We start from the raw sequence: 15,645 nt of genomic DNA, 5'->3' as shown, positions 1-15,645 counted from the left end.
CGCCGCGCAAACTTTTCGTGCGCTGCGCTTGCACTTTAGCGCGCAATGGCATCTACACTCAGGCGAGTGAACAAGGAGAAAAACATGAACGATCAAACGATTCGCGATGTCCTGACGCAAACCCAACGCATCGCGCTGGTCGGTGCCAGCGATCGCACTGAGCGTGCCAGCTATGGCGTAATGAAATACCTGCTCGATCAGGGTTATGACGTGGTGCCGGTGAGCCCGAAGCTGGCGGGACAGCAGCTGCTGGGCCAGACCGTATATGGCACGCTGGCGGAGATTCCGGGCAAGATCGACATGGTGGATGTGTTCCGCAATTCCGAAGCGGCATGGGGCGTGGCGCAGGAAGCGATTGCTATCGGCGCCAAAACCCTGTGGCTGCAGCTGGGCGTGATCAATGAGCAGGCGGCGGTGCTGGCGCGTGATGCCGGGCTAACGGTGATTATGGATCGCTGTCCGAAGATAGAGATTCCGCGGCTGTGCGTGACGCGGTAAATAAAAACGGCGACTCCGGGTCGCCGCACGATTAATGCCGCAGGCTGGGCGCCTGCAGCTGCTGGCGGATCGAGGCGGCCAGCTCATCCATGGATGGCTGTTCCGGATGTTCGAACGAGGTTTCGCCGGCCAGCTGAATCTCAGCGATATAGGTATGCACCTGTTCGCCTTCCTCATCTTCCATCACCACGTGATACCAGGGAGCGGAACGCAGCGATTCCGTTGCGCCAACCTCATCCAGCTGCGGATCGTCCAGCGAATACTCCGGGTCCACATCCACAATCACGCCGAGCACCCCGGAGAGACGGTGCCGGACCTGCTGTCCAATTCCAAATTTACTGGCAATCATTGTGACCTCCCAAAACTTTGCCCTGCCACCGATATGGGGGCAGGGACAGCGTTTTCAAGTCACAGCACGCGACAGGCAAAGCCTTTCAGATAAAGCCCTTCAGGATAGCTGGCGATCACCGGATGGTCGGCTGCCTGACGGAACTGCTCTATAAATTGTACATCACGACCGGCATCAACAGCGGCATCGGCGATAATTTTCTGGAACAGCTCGGTGGCCATCAGCCCGGAACAGGAGAAAGTCAGCAGAATGCCGCCCGGATTCAGCAGCTGCATTGCCAGCATGTTGATGTCTTTATAGCCGCGGCAGGCGCCCATCAGCTGGTTTTTATTCTCAACGAATTTCGGCGGATCCATGACGATCATGTCGAACTTCTCGCCGCTGTCGCGGTAGCGACGCAGCAGTTTGAACACATCGTCACGCAGGAACTGCGCGCGTGAGACATCCAGCCCGTTAAGCGCCACGTTCTGTTTTGCTACGTCAAGGGCGTCCTGCGAGGTATCCACGCTGATCACTTCCCGGCAGCCGCCGAGCAGAGCAGAGACCGCAAACCCGCCGGTGTAGGAGAAGCAGTTAAGCACGCGGGCATTTTCCGCGTAACGACGGGTGGCAAAACGGCTGTCGCGCTGATCGAGGTAATAACCGGTCTTGTGACCGCCCTGAATATCCACCAGCAGCTGCATGCCGTGCTCGGTTATCGGCAGCAGCGCAGGCGGCAGTTCACCGCTTACCGGACCCTGCGCCAGCTCCAGTCCCTCTTTCTTGCGCACTGCCACATCAGATCGGTCGTAGATGGCGCAGTCGGGATAGCACTGCTGCAGCGCCGAGACGAGAGCCGGGCGCTGATACTCCGCCCCGGCCGACAGCAGTTGCAGAACGAGGAAGTTACCGAAGCGATCAATCGTGACGCCCGGCAGTCCATCGGACTCGCCGGCAATCAAACGATAGCTGTCCAGCCCGTCGCGCTGTGCCAGCCAGTCGCGCCACTGCTGGGCTTTCTGCAGCGTGCGCACAAAGAAGGCGATGTTGATTGACTCATCCTGCTGCCAGCTCCAGACGCGCGCGCGAATTTGTGACTGAGGAGAGTAGGCGGCGCGGGCCAGCCATTTGCCGTTGCTGTCACAGATATCAATGGTTTCACCCGACTGGGCTTTACCTTCCATACGGGCAACGGCCCCGGAGAACACCCACGGATGGCGGCGGAGCAGGGATTTTTCACGTCCCTTAGCGAGAATCAATCGAACGGTCATGTTTGCTATGCTTACCTGAAAAAATGAGGCGCCATTTTCCGGTGGATGGCGGCAAAATGCAACGCACAAAGGGGAGATCGCCATGGCGACGACAGGTTACAAAATCTGGGTTCACGGCAGGGTGCAGGGCGTGGGCTTCCGTTATTACACCCAGGCGCAGGCGAACGCGCTGGGCGTAACCGGCTATGCGCATAATCTGGCGGATGGCAGCGTGGAGGTGCTGGCGGCGGGAGAAGCGCAGCAGGTGGAGTCACTGATTGCATGGCTGAAGGCAGGCGGACCGCCCAGTGCCCGGGTCGATAAGGTGCTGGTGGAGCCGCATCAGCTGGCGGAGCGGCCGACGCGGTTTACTACCGGATGATCACAGACACTTCGCCGGTTTTGGCAGGCCGGCGATTTTAGTGGCCTGTTTGGCAGGACCTTCCGGGAACAGGCGAAACAGATAGCGGCTGTTGCCTTTCTCTTCGCCATATTTTTGCGCCATGGCTTTGACCAGCATGCGCACCGCCGGCGACGTATTAAACTGCTGATAAAAATCACGCACAAAGTGCACCACTTCCCAGTGCGCTTCACTCATCTCAATCGCTTCCTGCTGGGCGATGGCCTGCGCCAGCGCTTCACTCCAGTCAGCGCTATTTTTCAGATAGCCTTCTGCGTCAGTGGCAATCTCTTTACCGGCAAAAATCACATTATTTCCTCATATCGTCAGCGCGCCCATTGTAAAGGCGGCGGCGGATAAAAAGCAAAAACCCCGCCGGAGCGGGGTTTAACGGTGCGTGCGTTACGTCTTAGTCGCGGTTGGCGAAGCCCAGCAGGCTCAGCAGGCTGACAAAGATGTTGTACAGCGAGACATACAGGCTGACGGTGGCGCGAATGTAGTTGGTTTCACCGCCCTGAATGATGTTGCTGGTTTCCCACAAAATGGCACCGGCAGAGAACAGAATAAACAGGGCGCTGATCGCCAGATGCAGCGCGGGCAGCTGCAGGAAGATATTGGCAACCACGGCCACCAGCAGCACCACAAAGCCGGCCATCATCATGCCGCCAAGGAAAGACATGTCACGACGCGTGGTCAGGACATAGGCGGAACAGCAGAAGAACACCAGCGCGGTGCCGCCCAGCGCCATGGCGATAACATCACCCATACCGGCGGTGAGGAACGAGCTGAGAATCGGGCCGAGGCAGTAACCAAGGAAGCCGGTAAAGGCAAACGCGGCCAGAATACCCGCCGGGCTGTTCGCCAGGCGATAGGTCAGGAACATCAATCCGTAAAAGCCCACCAGCATCAGTATCAGTCCCGGCGAGGGCAGGGCGTAAACGGTGCTGAGTGTGGCGGTGACGGCGGAAAACGCCAGCGTCAGGCCAAGTAAGAAATAAGTATTGCGCAGCACTTTATGGGTGCTGAGTAGCGACTGCTGCTGTGACGAGCTAATTATTCTGTCCATCATGCGCTCCTGTTAGAGAGAGAACACCAAATATGGCCTGAGAATACGCAACGGTCAGAGGACAGAAAAGGCGTTTTACCCATCTTTACGCGATAAATTGCTGTTTCACTGAGCAGAATGACGATTAAGACGGCAAAAAAATCATTTTTGACTGTTTTTCAGGCGAACGAATCATTGGATGCTTTACATCGTTCGGGGGGATGTTTATAGTGCGCCTCATTGCGGAGGGGTGGCCGAGCGGCTTAAGGCAGCGGTCTTGAAAACCGCCGATGGGAAACCATCCGAGAGTTCGAATCTCTCCTCCTCCGCCACTTCACACTCTCGCAGTGTGAGGTGACAAAAAGATTTCAGGAGGGATGGCCGAGTGGCTTAAGGCAGCGGTCTTGAAAACCGCCGATGGGAAACCATCCCAGAGTTCGAATCTCTGTTCCTCCGCCATATAAGAGAAGCCCGCAGCGATGCGGGCTTTTCGCTTTTCTGCTTTCCATCCTTCTGAAAAACATCCTGAAGCTTTTCAATCTGCTGCCGTAACCCGACGGCCAGCGCGTTTACTGCTATAGTCGATGCACGGTTTTTGCAAACATCTGGCGATTTTCTCAGGCAAGCTGGGTTACACTGTGCGGTAATTCGCTCTTTGGCGAGCTAATCGCTTGAATGCCAGAGTGTTTCCCTGATGAATTATGGAATAGGCACAATGATCAAGAAACTGAGTCTTTGCGCGCTGTCAGTGATCGCGGCGCTGCCGATGGGTATGAGCGCTTACGCCGCGGATGGCGACATGCAACTGCAGCAGGTCCTGATGCTGAGTCGTCACAACCTGCGTGCCCCGCTGGCCAACAACGGCAGCGTGCTGGAGCAGGCGACGAAAAAAAGCTGGCCGCAGTGGGATGTGCCCGGCGGTGAGCTGACCACCAAAGGCGGCGTGCTGGAAGTCTACATGGGTAACTACACCCGTCAGTGGCTGGCCCAGCAGGGGCTGGTACAGAACGGCACCTGTCCGGACAGCAGCAACATCTTTGTCTATGCCAACAGCCTGCAGCGTACCGTCGCGACGGCGCAGTATTTCGTCACCGGGGCTTTCCCGGGCTGCGATATCGCTGTCACCCATCAGGATGCGATGGGCACCATGGACCCGATCTTCAATCCGGTAATCACCGATGGCAGCGAAGCGTTTAACAAGAAAGCGCTGGCGGCGATGACCGCAGCCAATGAGAAGCTGGCGCTGAAGCCGGCCTTCCAGCGGCTGGAAAAAATCGTCGATTACAAATCAGCCCCGGCCTGTAACGGCAAGAAACAGTGCGACCTGAGCAGCGGCGACAACACCTTTAGCGCGGAAAACGGCAAAGAGCCCGGCGTCAATGGCCCGCTGAAAGTGGGTAACTCGCTGGTCGACGCCTTTACGCTGCAATATTACGAAGGTTTCCCGGCGGATCAGGTTGCCTGGGGACAAATCAAAACGCCAGAACAGTGGAAAGAGCTGGCGGCGATCAAGAATGGCTATCAGGATGCGCTGTTTACCGCGCCGGAAGTGGCGCGTGACGTTGCCGCCCCGCTGGTGGATTACATCCGCAGCCAATTGGTCGATCAGGATAAAGCCACCGCGCCAAAAGTCACGCTGATGGTCGGACACGATTCGAATATCGCGTCATTGCTGAGCGCGCTGCAGGTTAAGCCATACGAGCTGCCGGGTAACGACGAGAAAACCCCGATTGGCGGCCAGGTGGTGTTTGAACGCTGGCACGATGCGAAGAACAATAAAGATCTGCTGAAAGTGGAGTATGTCTATCAGACGGCGGATCAGCTGCGTAATGCCGATGTGCTGAGCCTGAAGAACCCACCGAAGCGCGTTACGCTGCAGCTGGCGGGTTGTGACACTGACGCCAACGGCTACTGCAGCTGGGATCAGTTCACCAGCGCGCTGAACAACGCGCTGCAGGGTACACCGCTGCAGCCAGCCGCACCGGCACCGGCCGCACAGCCTGCTGCCGCGCCGGCAGCCAGCGATGACGCACAGGTCAAAGCGGATCAGGCCAGCGCAGATAAAGCGGCGGCTGACAAAGCCGCGGCTGATAAAGCTGCAGCGCAGAAAGCCGCTGACGCCAAAGCCGCTGAGGAAAAAGTGAAGGCGGACAAGGCCGCGGCGCAAAAAGCGGCGGACGACAAAGCCAAAGCTGAGAAGGCCAGCGCTCAGAAGGCCGCAGATGAGAAGGCGAAAGCCGATGCTGCAGCGGCGCAGAAAGCGCAGGCTGAAGCAGCGCCGGCGAAGCCGGAGGCGGACGCTAAACCCGCGCAACAGCCGGCAGCAGCCAGCAACTAAAACGCTAGCAGGGTCGCCATGCACGGCGACCCTGCTGTGTTGTTACCGGCTGCGCATTGACGCACTCCGCAGTGAATCGAATAAAACCACCGTTCAGTTCAACGGTGGTTTCATGCCGCTTAACCGGCTACCACGACCAGTTTCTGGTTAGCAAACTCCTTCAGCCCGAGATCGGACAGTTCACGGCCATAGCCGGAACGCTTCACGCCGCCGAACGGCAGCTCAGCCGCGGTATCGCTCTGCGAATTGATAAACACCATGCCGGTCTCAATCTGCGAAGCCATGTTGCGCCCGCGCGCAATGTCCCGCGTCCACACGGAACCGCCCAAACCGTAGTGCGAATCGTTAGCCAGCGCCACGGCAGCACGGTCGTCCGCCACCATATACACCTGCGCCACCGGGCCGAAAAACTCCTGATAGTAAGCCGGGTTATCCGGCGTCAGGCCGGTCAGGATGGTTGGCTGGTAGTAGCAGCCGACGCCGTCGATTACCCGTCCGCCGCACTCCACGCGTGCGCCATGCGCCACCGCCTCGTCCACCTGTTTCACCAGCCGGTCACGTGCATCCTGTGACGACAGCGGCCCCAGCGTGGTTTTTTCATCTAACGGATCGCCGGGCGTAGCGGATTGCAGCGCCGCGCTAAACTTAGCCATAAAGCTTTCAGCAATCTTTTCATGCAGAATAAAGCGCTTGGCCGCAGTACATACCTGACCGCAGTTGCTGAGCCGCGCCTGCGCCCCCTGGCGCACCGCTTCATCAATATCGGCATCGTCCAGCACCACAAATACATCGTTACCACCCAGTTCGAGCGTGGATTTTTTCAGGTGCTTACCTGCCTGCTCAGCCACCGCGCTGCCGGCGCGCTCTGAACCGGTGAGCGCCACACCCTGCACGCGCGGATCGGCAATCAGATCGGCCACCTGCTGGTTAGAGATAAACAGATTGGTCCACGCGCCCTGCGGCGCACCGGCTTCCAGCACCAGCTTTTCAAACACGTCGGCGCAGTGCGGCACAATGTTGGCATGTTTCGCCAGCACCGGATTGCCCAGTGCCAGATTCGGTGCCAGCACGCGCATCAGCTGATAATAGGGAAAATTCCACGGCTCGACGGCCACTACCACGCCAATCGGATGGTATTCGAGCCAGGCGTCACCGACATCGCTGGGATAGGGCTGTGCCTGCAACAGCCTTGCCGCGTGTTCGGCATAATAGCGCGCGATGCTGGCGCAGATTTTCACTTCGCCGCGGCTCTGGCCAATCAGCTTACCCATCTCTTTGCTGGCAATGGTGGCCAGCTCTTCGCTGCGCTGGTCGATCAACTCTGCCAGACGCTGCAGCACCTGCAGACGCGGCTGAATATCGCCTTTGCTCCACGGCGAATGGTAGAGTGCATCGGCGGTGTGCAGCGCCTGCTGCGCGTAGCTGTCATCGTGTGATGGCCAGGTTTTCAGCAGCTGATTATTGGCCGGATTAATGCTTTGATAGGCTGACATAAAGGCTCCCTGACGGCTAAAAATGAGAAGGCGGGACATGCCCGCCTGTGCTTCAGATGTTTTTGCGTTCGACCGGCTTATCGTCCCACGTCAGGACGTCCTGGTCGGTTTTCTCAAACGCGCGGAATAACACCTCATCGCTGCCTTGCTGGCGCCAGATCTCTTCGGCAAGCCGTTCGTCATAATTCGCCACTTCGAAAATCGCTTCAGCGATTTCCGGTGAGGTGTGACGTAAGGTCGCCCATTCGCCCACGTGGTGAGCTTTAAACTGTTCTGTTGCCATAACTCTCTCCTGTTGGGAATTTATCCTTTCAGTTTTACCGCCAGACCGGCGACGTATTGGCCCTGATAACGGGCAATTTCCAGTTCTTCCGCCGAGGGCTGGCGCGATCCATCACCGCCCGCCAGCGTGGTTGCGCCATATGGCGTACCGCCACGCACCTGCGAAATATCAAATAACTCTTTGGTGCCGTAGCCGATGGGCACAATCACCATGCCGTGATGTGCCAGGGTGGTCCACACCGAGGTGATAGTCTGTTCCTGACCGCCGCCGGTGCCGGTAGACGCAAACACGCTGGCAATCTTGCCGTACAGCGCGCCAGAGGCCCACAGGCCGCCGGTGCGGTCCCAGAAATTACGCATCTGACCGGACATGTTGCCGAAGCGCGTCGGGGTGCCGACGATGATGGCATCGTACTGCGGCAGGTCGTCCGGTTTGGCTTCCGCCGCCGGCTGATTAACCTTTCCGCCGACCTGAGCAAACCGTTCGGCATCCATACTTTCCGGCACGCGCAGAATGGTGACTTCGGCACCGCTCACGCTCTTCGCACCGTCCGCCACCGCGTTAGCCATGGTTTCGATATGTCCATACATGGAGTAATAAAGCACCAGAATTTTTGCCATCGTGTTTTCATCCTGTGGTGTAAGGAACAGAAAGAAGTATAGAAGAGGCTGCGCGCTATGCTGGTCAGCCATTGAACAGTCACGGAGATCGCGCTGCGACTTCTGCCGCTAACCGCTTGTTTTTCAGCTGAATATCTCGCCATAAAAACGATGTTAAGCGGTTTATCTGTTGCAAAGTATGAATATGTGCCTGATTGTGCGCATCCATTGACTATGCTTTAAGCGGGTGTGACGAGATATTACGCACCTGACCTGACACTGTTAGCGCAGTGAAAGGTCTTCACCACCTATGCTCAATACCTGGAGGAAATGATGGCTCAACATCGTGGAGGATCAGGCAACTTCGCGGAAGATCGCGAAAGGGCCGCGGAAGCGGGTCGTAAAGGCGGTAAAAACAGCGGCGGGAATTTCAGAAATGATCCGCAGCGTGCTGCCGAAGCAGGTGAAAAGGGGGGACGCAGCCGCGCGAAAAAATAGTGCGTCTGTGACGGTATCCCCGGCCGCCGGGTACGCCCGGCGGTTACAATGATTGCAATTTGCCCGGCTAATCAGCAAAAATGTGCGCCAGTCCTCTATTCTGGTGCGTTATGTCTGCTTCCACTTCCCGCCTCAGCCTGCGTATTACGCGTCAGGAGCTGGTACTTATTTTTATCACTATGGTCTGGGGTGGCACCTTTCTGGTGGTGCATCGCGCCATGGCGCATTCGGGGCCGTTCTTTTTTGTCGGGCTGCGTTTTGCTACCGCCTCGCTGCTGCTGGCCTTTTTCTTTCGCCGCTATCTGCGCCACATCACCTGGCTGGAGATTAAAGCTGGCGCACTGATTGGCGTGGCGATTGCCGGTGGTTACGGATTGCAAACCTGGGGTATGCAAACCATTTCCAGCAGCCAGTCGGCGTTTCTGACGGCGCTTTACGTGCCGGTGGTGCCGCTGTTGCAGTGGCTGTTTCTGCGCCGGCCGCCGGGCCTGATGGCGTGGCTGGGCATTTTGCTGGCGTTCACCGGTCTGGTGCTGGTGGCAGGTCCGCAGGATGGCAGCCTGACGCTGAATGCCGGTGAGATCGCCACGCTGCTCAGCACCCTCGCCATTGCCGCCGAGATCATTCTTATCAGTCGCTACGCCGGGCAGGTCGATGTGCGCCGCGTGACGCTGGTACAGCTAATGGTGGCTTCGGCCTGCGCCTTCGTGCTAATGCTGCCCAACGGCGAATCTTTACCCTCGCTATCGGCGCCGCTGCTGTTCAGCGCGCTGGGCCTCGGCGCGGCCAGCGCACTGATTCAGGTCACCATGAACTGGGCGCAGCGCAGCGTCTCGCCGACGCGCGCCACGGTGATTTATGCCGGCGAGCCGGTGTGGGCCGGTGTGGTCGGACGCATTGCCGGCGAACGGTTACCGGCCGCGGCGCTGCTGGGCGGCGCACTGATTGTCTGCGGGGTGATTGTCAGTGAACTGCGCCTGCGGCGCAAAAAAGCGGTGCCGGAGCAGGCACCGCAGAAGCCTTAAGGCTGCGGGCGCGCCGCCGGCTGGGTCAGCGCGGCACTGCGTCGCTGCAGAATTGCATTGAGGATAATGGCACCGAAGGTGGCCGTGCCGATGCCGCCGAGGGTAAAGCTGCCAATCTTCAGCGCAAAATCCCCGGCGCCGAGCACCAGCGTGGTGGCCACCATAATCAGATTGCTGTTCTGGCTAAAATCGACATGGTTTTGCACCCAGATACGTGCGCCGGCCACGGCGATTAAGCCAAACACCACAATCGACGCACCGCCAATCACCGGGCCGGGAATGGTGTGGATGAGCGCGCCGAACTTAGGCGAAAAGCCCAGCACCAGCGCAATCAGCGCCGCGGCGACAAACGCCAGCGTGGAGTAGACTTTGGTCACCGCCATCACGCCAATGTTTTCGGCATAGGTGGTGACGCCGCTGCCGCCGATGGAGCCGGACAGCATGGTTGCCAGGCCGTCGCCGACGAACGCGCGTCCCATCCACGGATCGAGATTGCGCCCGGTCATGCCCGCCACCGCTTTAATATGGCCGAGGTTCTCTGCCACCAGAATAATCGCCACCGGTGCGATCATCACGATTGCCTGCATATCAAATACCGGCGCGGTGGTGTGCGGCAGACCAAACCACGCGGCGCTGGCCACGCGGCTGAAATCCACCGGCTTGCCGAAGCCCATCACATTGGTCAGCAGAGCGTACAGCGCCCAGGCGACAATCAGCCCGACCAGAATCAGCAACCGCTGCACCATACCGCGGGTGAACACCGCCACCAGCCCGATGCACAGCACCGTCATCACCGCCATCCAGCTATCAAACATCGAGGCGGAGACGCTGTGCACCGCAATCGGTGCCAGGTTAAGGCCGATGGCCATCACTACCGCACCGGTGACCACTGGTGGCATCAGGCGTTCAATCCAGCCGGTACCGACTTTCATCACCACCAGGCCAATCAGCGTATAGAGCGCGCCGCAGGCAATAACGCCGCCCAGCGCCAGCGCCAGGTTGGGATTGAGCCCCTGACCGTTGAAGCCGGTAATGGCAATCACCACGCCGACAAACGCGGCGCTCGATCCGAGATAACTCGGCACACGACCACCGGTAATGACAAAGAACAGCAGGGTGCCGATACCGGAAACCAGAATCGCCAGGTTGGGATCCAGCCCCATCAGCAGCGGCATCAGCACCGTTGCGCCAAACATTGCTACCGCATGCTGCAGGCCCAGCACGAACGTCTGCCCGAGCGGCAGGGTTTCGTCCGGGGCAATCAGCCCGTTATCGCTCATGGCTGACTTTTTCTGCCAGCGGGGGAACCAGGAACTCGCCATCGTCTTCTCCAGGGTAGTGGTCGAACCGGGCCGCACGGTGCGGCGTTAGCGGGCGTCCTGCCGTGAAAGGGCATGGTAGCGACGGTCAAACCACATCAGACCGGGCTGGGCATCATGGCGCTCCAGCGCCATCACATTGCAAAACAGAATGTCGTGTGTCGCCACGCTGACTACCTGCGAGATGGTGCAGTCGAACGCCATCAGCGCCCCCTGCAGCAGCGGTGCGCCGCTGCGCTGCGTGTGCCAGCGGGCGGCGGCGAAACGTTCGGTCATCGGGGTTTTGCCGCCAAACAGCGTCGACAATGACTCCTGTCCGGCGGCCAGCGTGTTCACGCTCAGCACGCCGTTATCGCGGAAAAGAGGCCACACCGATGCATTACGATTGAGACAAACCAACAGCGTCGGCGGCGTATCACTGACGCTGCACACCGCGGTGGCGGTAAAACCGGCGCGTCCGGCGGGACCGTCAGTGGTGATGATATTGACCGCCGCGCCCAGGCCGGACATGGCATCGCGGAAAGCCTGCTGGCTCACTTCGGGCAGCAGGGGCAGTTCATGTACGCTCATCATCGGCTCCGTGATTAGCTGGCGCGGCGAGCCGGCGTGGCGGTGTCCGCCAGCCAGCGCAGCAGCAGCGCATTGAAGTTGTCGGCATCGGTCACGCTCATGGCATGGCCGCCCCACGGCATCTCAATCAGGCTGCCGTTGGGCAGCGCCTGCGCCAGCTGCGGCGAGCAGCTCCACGGTACCAGCAGGTCATCCTGACTGCATATCGCCAGCACCGGCTGGGTGATTCGCGAGGCGTGCGGACGGAAATCGGCCGATTTCAGCGCGTGCAGACGCCGCAGCAGGTTCTCCATGCCCTGGAAATGCGCCACGTGATGCACATCCTCCGCGCTGATGCGTGACTGATGGCGTGCCAGCCATTCGGCCGGATAAAGAAACAGCGGCTGCGCGCGCACAAACGCTTCCACACCAACGTTGAGCAGCAGATCCTGGCGCACCTGGAAGCAGCGCTCGGTGTGGGCATCCAGCGCCAGCCAGCCGTTAATCACCACCACGCGTCCCACGCGCTGCGGATAATCGAGCGCCAGCTGCAGGCCAATCAGCCCGCCAAGCGCATGGCCCACGATGTCATACTGTTCGATGCCATGCTCCGCCAGCGCGTCGGCCAGTTCCGCTGCCATCATCGCCATGCTGTAACCTTCCGGCAGCGTATCGGGGCTGCGACCGGTACCGCGCTGATCGTAGGTCACCACGCGATAGTGCGGCGTCAGTGCCGCCAGCTGCGGTTGCCAGAAAGCGGCCACGCCGCCCAGCCCGGACGACAGTACCAGCGTCGGCGCGTCGAGCGCGCTTAATCCCTGAATGTCCAGATGCATTACGCCTCCTGCCGGCCAATGTGTGCCACGCTGGCGATTTCAATCAGCGCATCGGGTTTCACCAGACCGCACTGAATACAGAAGCGCGCCGGTTTGTCGCCGGGGAAATAGTCGGCATACACCTGGTTTACCGCCGCGTAGTTGCTCCAGTCGGTGATGAAAATCGAGTTGAAAGTGACGTCCTGCAGGCTGCCACCGGCGGTCTCGATCACTTTTTTGATGGTTTCCAGCACGTGGCGGGTTTGCGCCGCCGCATCCCCAACGTGTACCACGTTGTTGTCGGCATCGAACGGCAGCGTACCGGAAACGTACACCACGCCATCGGCTAAGGTGCCGGGCACAAACGGAGCGATCGGCGTCGTGGTGCCGGGAGGAATAATCACTGTTTTAGGCATGACTCAGAGTCCTTATTATTAAGCGTGCAGGTGAAACGGCGGTTACGACTTCAGCGCCTCGCAGAAGGTGTCGGTATCGCTGACCCAGCCAAAAAAGGTTTCAATATTGAACAGCGCCGCCTGCTGAGCAAACGACGGTCCGGCCGGATGGGTGGCATCGGCCAGCACCACGCCGAAATACTCGAGGAAAAAGCCGTCGCGCAGCGTCGATTCCACGCAGACGTTGGTGGCAATGCCGGTAAACACCAGATGACGAATACCGCGGCTGCGCAGCATGCTGTCGAGTGGCGTGTTGAAAAAGCCGCTGTAGCGCGGTTTGGGCAGCACGATATCGCCGGCTTGCGGTACCAGTTCATTCACCAGCGCATAATCCCAGCCGCCTTTTGCCAGCAGCGTGCCGTGCAGCTCCGGCCGCTGGCGCATGGTTTTCAGCGCGTTGGATTTATGGAAATTAGGCGAACCGGCGTCACCGGCTTCGACATACTGATTATCCCAGCCGTTCTGGAACCAGATGATCTGCATTCCCGCCGCGCGGGCGGCGGTGACCGCCTGATGAATCCGGGCGATAACCGGCTGGGTGGCGGAGACATCAAACCCGGCCAGATCGAGATAGCCGCCCTGGCTGGCGTAGGCGTTCTGCATATCCACCACAATCAGTGCGCTTTGCGCCGGCGGCAGGGCGATGGCTTCCGGGCGCGCCGGCAGAGTCACTGCAGGCTGGCTGCTGCTGTGGGCACAAACGACGGTATTCATTATGCAACCTCCTTGTGGGCGTCAATCAGCGCGCGGCGGCACGCCATCAGCGGCTGGATACGTTCACCAAAATCTTCAATGCCCTGCAGGAAATCATCAAAGGTCAGCAGCACGCCTTCGGTGCCTTCCACCAGCGCCACTTCATCCAGCATGCGTGCCACGCTGGCATAAGAACCGACCAGCGTGCCCATATTGATGTTGACGGCAGAGGTCGGATCCGCCATCTGGCGCACATTGGTGTCACTGCCGGATTTGGTGTCCTGCTGGCTCTGCGTGGTGAGCCAGGCGAGGGCTTCCTCGTCTGCGCCGGCTTTGTAGTGTTCCCATTTGGCGCGCGCGGCTTCGTCGCTTTCGGCGGCGATAATCATAAACAGCACGTAGGAACCGACGTCGCGCCCGGTTTTGTCCGCGGCCTGTTTCATGCGTGCGGCGGTGGGTGCAAAGGCGGTCGGGGTATTGACGCCCTTGCCGAAGCAGAAGTTGTAATCAGCGTATTGCGCCGAAAAGGCCATGCCGGCATCACTTTGCCCGGCGCAAATCACCTTCATCGGCTTCTGCGGCTGCGGACTGACGCGACAGTCGTTCATGGTAAAGAACTCACCTTTGAAGTCGCTCTGGCCAGTGCCCCACAGGTCGCGCAGCACCGTGACGTACTCCGTCAGGTAGTTGTAGCGGCTGGCAAAATATTCATCGCCCGGCCACAGCCCCATCTGCTCATACTCCGGCTTCTGCCAGCCGGTGACCAGATTGACGCCGAAGCGGCCGCCCGAGATGGAGTCGATGGTGGCGGCCATGCGCGCCACGATGGCGGGCGGCAGCGTCAGGGTGGCGGCGGTGGCGTAGATTTCAATGCGTGAGGTCACCGCGGCCAGCCCGGCCATCAGGGTGAAGGACTCCAGGTTGTGGTCCCAGAATTCGGTTTTGCCGCCGAAGCCGCGCAGCTTAATCATCGACAGGGCAAAGTCGAAGTGATAGTGCTCAGCCTTGAGCACAATCGCTTTGTTGAGCTCAAAGGTCGGCTTGTATTGCGGGGCATGCGTGGAGATGAGCCAGCCATTGTTGCCAATCGGAACGAAAACGCCAATTTTCATGTGAAACCTCTCTGCATTGAACATGGATTGCTTCACGCGCTGCGTTGCTTCCTGCACGCATCCTGCGGGCGGCGCTCGATCACAAAATTGCAAAGCCTGTGCCACAATTTTAAAAGTGATACATAACAATCAGTTAAAATTGGCGACGTAATGAATCCTGAGTGACTGGTCCAAAACAGACCATCTGGTCAAAACAAATTGCACGTTTTTCATGCGTCACCTGAGCGAAAAAGGTGCAGGGCACAGCATTAGGCAGGAAACAGGGCGTTTGTTATGATGCGATTTCGCAGGATGGAAGAGGTAACAGTGTGAAAAGCGATGAAAAAAAGCCAGGACGCCGATCGCGGGCCGTTGCGGCGAAACGGGCAGCTATTCTGGAAGCGGCATTGGCCTTCTTCTCACAGTTTGGCATTCACGGCACCAGTCTGGATAAGGTGGCTGAGCGCGCGGACGTCTCAAAAACCAACCTGCTTTACTACTATCCGTCAAAAGAAGTGCTGTATGTGGCGGTACTGAAAGAGATTCTTGATGTGTGGCTGGCGCCGCTGCGTGCGCTGCGTCATGACCAGGATCCGCTGGTGGCCATCCGAAACTATATTCGTCTCAAGCTGGAAGTGTCGCGTGACCACCCGCAGGCATCGCGCCTGTTCTGTCTGGAGATGCTGCAGGGCGCGCCGCTGCTGAAGGGCGAGCTGGCGGGGGATTTAAAAGCGCTGGTGGATGACAAAGCGGCGATTATCGAACAGTGGATCGCCGAAGGGCGTATTGCCGGCGTGCAGCCGCAGCATCTGTTCTTTCTGCTGTGGGCGACCACGCAGCACTATGCTGATTTCGCGTCCCAGGTGGAAGCCATCACCGGCCAGACGCTAAACGATGCGGAATTTTTTGCCCAGACGCTGGATAACGTTCAGCGCATGATCATTGAAGGGATCCGCGTGCGCTGAT

Annotated in this window: 19 protein-coding genes and 2 tRNA genes; 8 read left to right on the top strand and 13 right to left on the bottom strand. The window is 59.1% G+C overall.

Annotated features, from left to right (window positions below; all coding sequences use genetic code 11):
- The first annotated feature begins 84 nt into the window (after positions 1-84).
- Entirely contained in the window at positions 85-498 is a 414-nt protein-coding gene (locus tag C1N84_RS11825) for a CoA-binding protein (protein WP_264441440.1), read from the top strand.
- Positions 499-529: 31 nt separating this feature from the next.
- Here C1N84_RS11825 and hspQ read toward each other — a convergent pair whose 3' ends face one another.
- Both hspQ and rlmI read right to left on the bottom strand, forming a co-directional pair.
- Positions 530-847, bottom strand: coding sequence for a heat shock protein HspQ (gene hspQ, locus C1N84_RS11820; RefSeq protein ID WP_264441438.1), 318 nt, complete (start codon positions 845-847; stop codon positions 530-532).
- Positions 848-906: 59 nt separating this feature from the next.
- On the bottom strand, positions 907-2,097 hold the full coding sequence (rlmI, locus tag C1N84_RS11815; protein ID WP_264441437.1) for a 23S rRNA (cytosine(1962)-C(5))-methyltransferase RlmI: 1,191 nt from the start codon (positions 2,095-2,097) through the stop codon (positions 907-909).
- A gap of 82 nt (positions 2,098-2,179) precedes the next feature.
- Here rlmI and yccX point away from each other — a divergent pair, with 82 nt between their 5' ends.
- On the top strand, positions 2,180-2,458 hold the full coding sequence (yccX, locus tag C1N84_RS11810; RefSeq protein ID WP_058769579.1) for an acylphosphatase: 279 nt from the start codon (positions 2,180-2,182) through the stop codon (positions 2,456-2,458).
- On the opposite strand, the gene tusE is transcribed toward yccX, so the two are convergent.
- Together tusE and yccA are read right to left on the bottom strand one after the other, a co-directional pair.
- A complete protein-coding gene (tusE, locus tag C1N84_RS11805) occupies positions 2,459-2,785 on the bottom strand; it encodes a sulfurtransferase TusE (RefSeq protein ID WP_010616552.1) in 327 nt (108 codons plus the stop codon).
- 100 nt (positions 2,786-2,885) lie between these two features.
- Complete coding sequence (gene yccA / locus C1N84_RS11800; protein ID WP_021508295.1) at positions 2,886-3,542, bottom strand: FtsH protease modulator YccA; 657 nt, start codon at positions 3,540-3,542, stop codon at positions 2,886-2,888.
- Positions 3,543-3,765: 223 nt separating this feature from the next.
- On the opposite strand from yccA, the gene C1N84_RS11795 reads away from it, so the two are divergent.
- From C1N84_RS11795 to agp, 3 genes are all read left to right on the top strand, one after another.
- Positions 3,766-3,853, top strand: a tRNA-Ser gene (locus C1N84_RS11795).
- Between the two features lie 39 nt (positions 3,854-3,892).
- Positions 3,893-3,980 (top strand) — tRNA-Ser (locus tag C1N84_RS11790).
- Between the two features lie 256 nt (positions 3,981-4,236).
- On the top strand, positions 4,237-5,859 hold the full coding sequence (gene agp, locus C1N84_RS11785) for a bifunctional glucose-1-phosphatase/inositol phosphatase (RefSeq protein WP_264441435.1): 1,623 nt from the start codon (positions 4,237-4,239) through the stop codon (positions 5,857-5,859).
- A gap of 119 nt (positions 5,860-5,978) precedes the next feature.
- Here the strand turns inward: agp and C1N84_RS11780 are convergent, their stop codons facing one another.
- From C1N84_RS11780 to wrbA, 3 genes are read right to left on the bottom strand one after another with little or no spacing between them, the layout of a single operon-like run.
- Complete coding sequence (locus C1N84_RS11780; protein ID WP_264441434.1) at positions 5,979-7,352, bottom strand: NAD-dependent succinate-semialdehyde dehydrogenase; 1,374 nt, start codon at positions 7,350-7,352, stop codon at positions 5,979-5,981.
- A 52-nt stretch (positions 7,353-7,404) separates the two neighbouring features.
- Positions 7,405-7,635, bottom strand: coding sequence for a YccJ family protein (locus C1N84_RS11775; protein ID WP_021508292.1), 231 nt, complete (start codon positions 7,633-7,635; stop codon positions 7,405-7,407).
- Positions 7,636-7,655: 20 nt separating this feature from the next.
- Positions 7,656-8,255: an NAD(P)H:quinone oxidoreductase gene (wrbA, locus tag C1N84_RS11770; RefSeq protein WP_021508291.1), complete on the bottom strand. Its 600-nt coding sequence runs from the start codon at positions 8,253-8,255 to the stop codon at positions 7,656-7,658.
- A 312-nt stretch (positions 8,256-8,567) separates the two neighbouring features.
- Between wrbA and C1N84_RS11765 the strand changes: the two genes are divergently transcribed.
- Positions 8,568-8,732, top strand: coding sequence for a con-10 family general stress protein (locus tag C1N84_RS11765; RefSeq protein WP_010616548.1), 165 nt, complete (start codon positions 8,568-8,570; stop codon positions 8,730-8,732).
- A 110-nt stretch (positions 8,733-8,842) separates the two neighbouring features.
- A complete protein-coding gene (locus tag C1N84_RS11760; protein WP_264441433.1) occupies positions 8,843-9,757 on the top strand; it encodes a DMT family transporter in 915 nt (304 codons plus the stop codon).
- Here the strand turns inward: C1N84_RS11760 and rutG are convergent.
- From rutG to rutA, 6 genes are read right to left on the bottom strand one after another with little or no spacing between them, the layout of a single operon-like run.
- Entirely contained in the window at positions 9,754-11,079 is a 1,326-nt protein-coding gene (rutG, locus tag C1N84_RS11755) for a pyrimidine utilization transport protein G (RefSeq protein WP_211726471.1), read from the bottom strand. The genes C1N84_RS11760 and rutG overlap by 4 nt on opposite strands.
- 45 nt (positions 11,080-11,124) lie before the next feature.
- Positions 11,125-11,646 (bottom strand): NADH-dependent FMN reductase RutF, encoded by a 522-nt coding sequence (rutF, locus tag C1N84_RS11750; protein ID WP_264443718.1) that lies wholly within the window; start codon positions 11,644-11,646, stop codon positions 11,125-11,127.
- Positions 11,647-11,660: 14 nt separating this feature from the next.
- Positions 11,661-12,461, bottom strand: coding sequence for a pyrimidine utilization protein D (gene rutD, locus C1N84_RS11745; protein WP_264441431.1), 801 nt, complete (start codon positions 12,459-12,461; stop codon positions 11,661-11,663).
- Positions 12,461-12,856 (bottom strand): pyrimidine utilization protein C, encoded by a 396-nt coding sequence (gene rutC / locus C1N84_RS11740; RefSeq protein ID WP_021508286.1) that lies wholly within the window; start codon positions 12,854-12,856, stop codon positions 12,461-12,463. The genes rutD and rutC overlap by 1 nt, the downstream gene beginning before the upstream one ends.
- A gap of 42 nt (positions 12,857-12,898) precedes the next feature.
- Positions 12,899-13,609, bottom strand: coding sequence for a pyrimidine utilization protein B (gene rutB, locus C1N84_RS11735; protein WP_394541631.1), 711 nt, complete (start codon positions 13,607-13,609; stop codon positions 12,899-12,901).
- A complete protein-coding gene (gene rutA / locus C1N84_RS11730) occupies positions 13,609-14,700 on the bottom strand; it encodes a pyrimidine utilization protein A (RefSeq protein ID WP_058759710.1) in 1,092 nt (363 codons plus the stop codon). The genes rutB and rutA overlap by 1 nt, the downstream gene beginning before the upstream one ends.
- 308 nt (positions 14,701-15,008) lie before the next feature.
- Between rutA and rutR the strand changes: the two genes are divergently transcribed.
- Complete coding sequence (gene rutR, locus C1N84_RS11725; RefSeq protein ID WP_031279844.1) at positions 15,009-15,644, top strand: HTH-type transcriptional regulator RutR; 636 nt, start codon at positions 15,009-15,011, stop codon at positions 15,642-15,644.
- The last annotated feature ends 1 nt before the right edge of the window (position 15,645 follow it).

This window comes from Pantoea sp. SGAir0418 (genome assembly GCF_043529865.1).
Note: the sequence above shows the minus strand (reverse complement) of the source record. Positions and strands in the feature narration are given on the sequence as shown.